This is a genomic window from Bacillus sp. mrc49 (genome assembly GCF_002803435.1).
Map to the genome: position 1 here is coordinate 1 of NZ_PHNG01000454.1, position 533 is coordinate 533.

The window sequence follows — 533 nt, forward strand, 5'->3', positions numbered from 1 at the left end:
AGGCTGCAGTAAAGCTCCACGGGGTCTTTCCGTCCTGTCGCGGGTAACCTGCATCTTCACAGGTACTATAATTTCACCGAGTCTCTCGTTGAGACAGTGCCCAGATCGTTACACCTTTCGTGCGGGTCGGAACTTACCCGACAAGGAATTTCGCTACCTTAGGACCGTTATAGTTACGGCCGCCGTTTACTGGGGCTTCGGTTCAAAGCTTCGCTTGCGCTAACCTCTCCCCTTAACCTTCCAGCACCGGGCAGGTGTCAGCCCCTATACTTCGCCTTGCGGCTTCGCAGAGACCTGTGTTTTTGCTAAACAGTCGCCTGGGCCTATTCACTGCGGCTTTTCCGTGCTATTCACCCTAAAAAGCACCCCTTCTCCCGAAGTTACGGGGTCATTTTGCCGAGTTCCTTAACGAGAGTTCTCTCGCACACCTTAGGATTCTCTCCTCGCCTACCTGTGTCGGTTTGCGGTACGGGCACCTTACATCTCACTAGAGGCTTTTCTTGGCAGCGTGGAATCAGGAACTTCGGTACTAT

At 53.3% G+C, this 533-nt stretch carries 1 rRNA gene; it reads right to left on the minus strand.

Annotated elements, in window-relative coordinates:
* Positions 1-533 (minus strand): 23S ribosomal RNA (locus CVN76_RS03550); the annotation flags it as partial.